The organism is Bradyrhizobium genomosp. I (2014) (assembly GCF_000261685.1).
In the GTDB taxonomy this organism is placed as follows: Bacteria; Pseudomonadota; Alphaproteobacteria; order Rhizobiales; family Xanthobacteraceae; genus Bradyrhizobium.
On sequence record NZ_AJQE01000455.1, the window covers coordinates 1 to 3,914 of the forward strand.

Annotated in this window: 6 protein-coding genes; 4 read left to right on the forward strand and 2 right to left on the reverse strand. The window is 59.7% G+C overall.

Annotation, left to right across the window (positions count from 1 at the left end; all coding sequences use genetic code 11):
* Positions 1 to 217: 217 nt before the first annotated feature.
* The 4 genes from IC50_RS37815 to IC50_RS44135 all read left to right on the forward strand — a co-directional run bounded on the left by IC50_RS37815 (position 218) and on the right by IC50_RS44135 (position 2,504).
* Positions 218 to 406 carry a hypothetical protein gene (locus IC50_RS37815; protein ID WP_014498007.1) on the forward strand — a complete coding sequence of 63 codons (189 nt, stop codon included), beginning with the start codon at positions 218 to 220 and terminating at the stop codon, positions 404 to 406.
* A gap of 325 nt (positions 407 to 731) precedes the next feature.
* Complete coding sequence (locus IC50_RS37820) at positions 732 to 2,111, forward strand: aspartate aminotransferase family protein (RefSeq protein WP_035716738.1); 1,380 nt, start codon at positions 732 to 734, stop codon at positions 2,109 to 2,111.
* Positions 2,112 to 2,166: 55 nt separating this feature from the next.
* Positions 2,167 to 2,397, forward strand: a complete 231-nt coding sequence (locus tag IC50_RS38705; RefSeq protein WP_244651854.1) for a dTDP-4-dehydrorhamnose 3,5-epimerase family protein — start codon at positions 2,167 to 2,169, stop codon at positions 2,395 to 2,397.
* The gene (locus IC50_RS44135) at positions 2,307 to 2,504 is read left to right on the forward strand and encodes a dTDP-4-dehydrorhamnose 3,5-epimerase family protein (RefSeq protein WP_018648901.1); all 198 of its coding nucleotides are present in this window, start codon (positions 2,307 to 2,309) and stop codon (positions 2,502 to 2,504) included. Before IC50_RS38705 ends, IC50_RS44135 begins: the two co-directional genes overlap by 91 nt.
* A gap of 331 nt (positions 2,505 to 2,835) precedes the next feature.
* Here the strand turns inward: IC50_RS44135 and IC50_RS37830 are convergent, their stop codons facing one another.
* Together IC50_RS37830 and IC50_RS37835 are read right to left on the reverse strand one after the other, a co-directional pair.
* Entirely contained in the window at positions 2,836 to 3,339 is a 504-nt protein-coding gene (locus IC50_RS37830) for a type II toxin-antitoxin system YhaV family toxin (RefSeq protein ID WP_011084500.1), read from the reverse strand.
* Complete coding sequence (locus tag IC50_RS37835; RefSeq protein WP_014498004.1) at positions 3,336 to 3,677, reverse strand: type II toxin-antitoxin system PrlF family antitoxin; 342 nt, start codon at positions 3,675 to 3,677, stop codon at positions 3,336 to 3,338. The genes IC50_RS37830 and IC50_RS37835 overlap by 4 nt, the downstream gene beginning before the upstream one ends.
* Positions 3,678 to 3,914 lie beyond the last annotated feature (237 nt).

Here is a 3,914-nt window from a genome sequence, read left to right on the forward strand (position 1 = left end):
GGAAGCGATGGCGGCGATAAAGAGGGGCCCGGGCGGTCGGCATGCCGGTCGTCTACCCCATCGGCCACCCCTATTCGTTAACTTGACGGTGCCGGTTGGGAGTGAGCCTACAAGCTTTGGCAGGCGACCAACTCAACGAGTTAAGGTATTCTGGGGCAAACTCGGTCGCAGATCACCGCGCAAAGCCGGGACACCGACCAGATCAAGGAGATCACTGATGGCCCACAAGAAACTGGTCAATCAGAGCGGGTTGTTGCTTACAGTGTTACTCATCACGCGTGTTGGCTCGGAGCCCAACCAGTCCGTGACGACGCGCGGCAGCAGCTGGGATAACGTGCTAAACACACATGACACGCTGGCCTTTAGCGGAGCGGACGGCCTGAACGTGGTGGGCTCGAATACGTAACCGCGGTCCACGGCGCTACGACCACCGACTCTCTACGGCCTGAACGCCGCCGGCAGTTTGATGGAAGCTCCCGTCGGCGACTAACGCGTCCCGGAAATCCGACGCTTTGTCGTGCTGAACATCGTCACCTTTCTGTGATCACTTCCAGACAGTGCGTCGCGCCGCCAGTTAAGCCTGTGGTCAGGCATAGGCAAAAGCGAATCCCTTTAAAGCGATCGTCAACGACGACTATCGCAAGGCCCAGAGAAGCCGGAAACGGACCGGCGCTTCCCCACATGATGCTCCGGTCCCTATCCAATTCTGAACCGATGATGTGACGCCGACCATGCTGCCCAGTTCTCAACAGGCCCGAGATGTGGCCTATCAGCTTCACGCCTATACCAACGCGCGGTCGCACCAACGGACCGGGCCGCTCATAATTGAACGCGGCGAGGGCCCCTACGTCTTCGACACGGCAGGAAAACGCTACCTCGATGCGATGGCCGGTCTCTGGAGTGCGGGTCTTGGCTTCAGCGAAAAGCGGCTTATCGAAGCCGCGCATCGCCAGATGCAAATCCTGCCATTCTATCATACCTTCGCATCACGATCGAATGGGCCTTCCATCGCGCTTGCCGAGAAGCTGGTGAAGATGTCTCCGGTGCCAATGAGTAAGGTGTTCTTCACAAATTCCGGCTCGGAAGCGAACGATACGGTGTTGAAGCTGATCGCCTATCGATCGAATGCAGCGGGCCAGCCTCAGCGCAAGAAGGTCATCAGCCGGTTGCGCGGCTATCACGGCGTCACGATCGGTGCGGCAAGCCTGACCGGATTTCCAGACAACCACCGCTCTTTCGATCTGCCGCTCCCCAACATTATGCACACGGGCTCCCCCCATTTCTACAAGGACAGCCGTGCGGGCGAATCGGAGGAGACCTTTGCTACGCGTCGGGCCGAGGAGCTCGAGTCGCTGATTCAGCGCGAAGGTGCCGATACCATTGCAGCATTCTTCGGTGAGCCTGTCATGGGCGCGGGCGGCGTCATCGTTCCGCCGCCGACTTACTGGGACAAAATTCAAAGTGTGCTAAAAAAGCATAGCATCCTTTTGGTCGCTGATGAGGTGATTTGCGGCTTTGGCCGGACAGGAAAAATGTTCGGTTGCGAAACCTACAACATCGCGCCCGATGTAATCGTGGTGTCGAAGCAGCTCACGTCCAGTTATTTTCCGTTATCTGCGATCATAATGAATGACTACATGTTCGAACCAATCGCGGACGAGAGCAATAAGGTTGGACTGCTGGCTCATGGCTTCACGGGCGGTGGTCACCCGGTCGGAGCCGCCGTAGCGCTCGAAAACCTCAAACTCATCGAGGAGCGGGGTCTGATTGCGAACGTTGGCCGCATCGGGGCCTACATGCAGGAACGGCTGCGCACGCTCGTTGACCATCCACTCGTTGGGGAGGTCCGTGGCGTTGGCCTTATTGCGGCAATCGAGCTGGTGCTGGACAAGAAACGGAAAGTCGCCGCTACTACTCCGGGCGATGTTGGCAGCATTGCGAGCCGGTTGCTGCACGAGCGAGGGATCATCGTGCGGAATGTAGACGATGCATTGTCGATATGCCCACCTCTGATCGTCAACAAGGATCAAATCGACGAGCTCATCGACGGGATCACGGGCATGCTCCACGATCTTAAGGCGACTGTAGTTAATTGTCGCGAGCCTCACTAGCGTTCACTCAACTCCGCTTAGTGCGCCGCGAGTCCGATTGTCTGGACATCCATCAATGAGGGGCAAGGTGCTCGACCTCGCGGTCGACGTCCGCGTCCGGAGCCCGAATTTCGGACGCTACGTTGCCGTCGAATTAAGCGAGCATAACCGGCGGCAACTATGGGTTCCGCGCGGATTCGCGCACGGTTTCGTTGTGTGCTCTCAGAGACCGCGGACTTTTTCTACAAATGCGATGATTTCTATAATCCGGAGAACGAGGTTTCGATCCGCTGGGACGACCCGGTGATCGGTATAAACTGGGGTATCAAAAAGCCGTCGCTCTCGGCCAAGGACGCGGCCGCGCCGCTGCTTGCCGACATCCAAAACTTCCATTGTACGGGCGGATACTGGTGACGGGAACCCGCGGGCAGGTCGGAGGTGCATTGATGCCCGCAGGTAAAGGGGATCGAGGCTGAAGTATTGGAAGGTTGAGGAACACGAACCGGTTCACCCGCATCGGAGGGCTGAAATGTCGCCTCCGTCTACACGGCTTAACAGGTGGAATGCTGATGATGATGTCGCCGGACAGTCGGCGCATTCGCCGCTGCCTTTGGGCGTAGCCGACAGCTGGATGGTGGGCATTTCACGGACTCTTCCTGGCCGAATCGTGTCTCTCGCTGCAGACCGGTGCCGGCGGCGCGGGCCGGATCAGCGGGCGGTCGCGGCCGAACGAGGCCAGCTGGGGTCATCTCCCGCGCGTCGAGCGCGATAGACGCGTCTTGGATTCGCCAGTCGAGGCCGCGGCTACGAGTTCGTTCCACGAGTCCGGCGGGTTCCCGCGGTCCAGCATCTTCCTGAACACGGCGTAGGCGTCGTTCGCGCTCTCGTAGGCGCGCAGCGTCGAGTCGTCGTTCACCCAGGCGAGAACGATGATCTTGGCGTCCGCCGATTGCTGATAGCGGAAGAACAGGCGGAACTGCTGCAGCAATTTCGCGCGGAACCAGTGCTTGTACTCGTCGCCGAGAGTGCCGCCCTGCCGATAGACGTCACGCGTTGGGTCACTCGGAATGTCGTCGAACGCCACCTTCAAGACAGCCGACAGGAGCTTCGCGGCGCGCTTCTTCTTGTATCCCTTCGGATCCTTCTTGCGCGCCTTCTCGACCGCCGCGATCATAGTCTCGAACTGGTCGAGAAATAGCGGATGGGCGTAGACCGTCCAACCGTTAACCCCGAAGGTGTCGTCGCTCACGTATCGTCTTCCGGCAGCGCCGCGTCGAGATCGACCTTAACACCCTTGACCAAGCCCTTGCCGCGCGCGACCAGCGACTTCGGCACCGGCCGGATCCGGGCTGGCTCGCTCCCCATGTCGCGGGCCAGGAACGCGAGGAACGTGCCGATCACCGGATCGCCGTGGTCGGCGCTCAACTGCTTCTTCGCGATCACAACGGTGCCGTCAGCGAGCCCCCGAAACACGACCTGGTCGCGCTTTCCCAGGGCCAGCATTTTGCGGATGGCGGCGGGCACGGTCGTCTGGCCGCGGTCTGTGATGGTCGCGGGGATCTCGAGGATTTCGGCGGTCTTGGCCATAGCGGCTCCTTGCGTCGTCACGACATCCCAATGTAATGCATCTGCATTGTAAGTCAAGTCTGCCTGGGTGCCTCGAGATGGCCGCAAACTGGCGATTCCGCCGTCTGGTGGAGTTGGCGCTGAAGCCAACGAGAATGATGCACAATTGCCCGCCTCCAATGCCGCTGCTACAGCTGTGGCTCGGGGGTCTGCGCGAATGAATGGAAACTATAGAGCTGGCCCCGCAAATTCGGACAG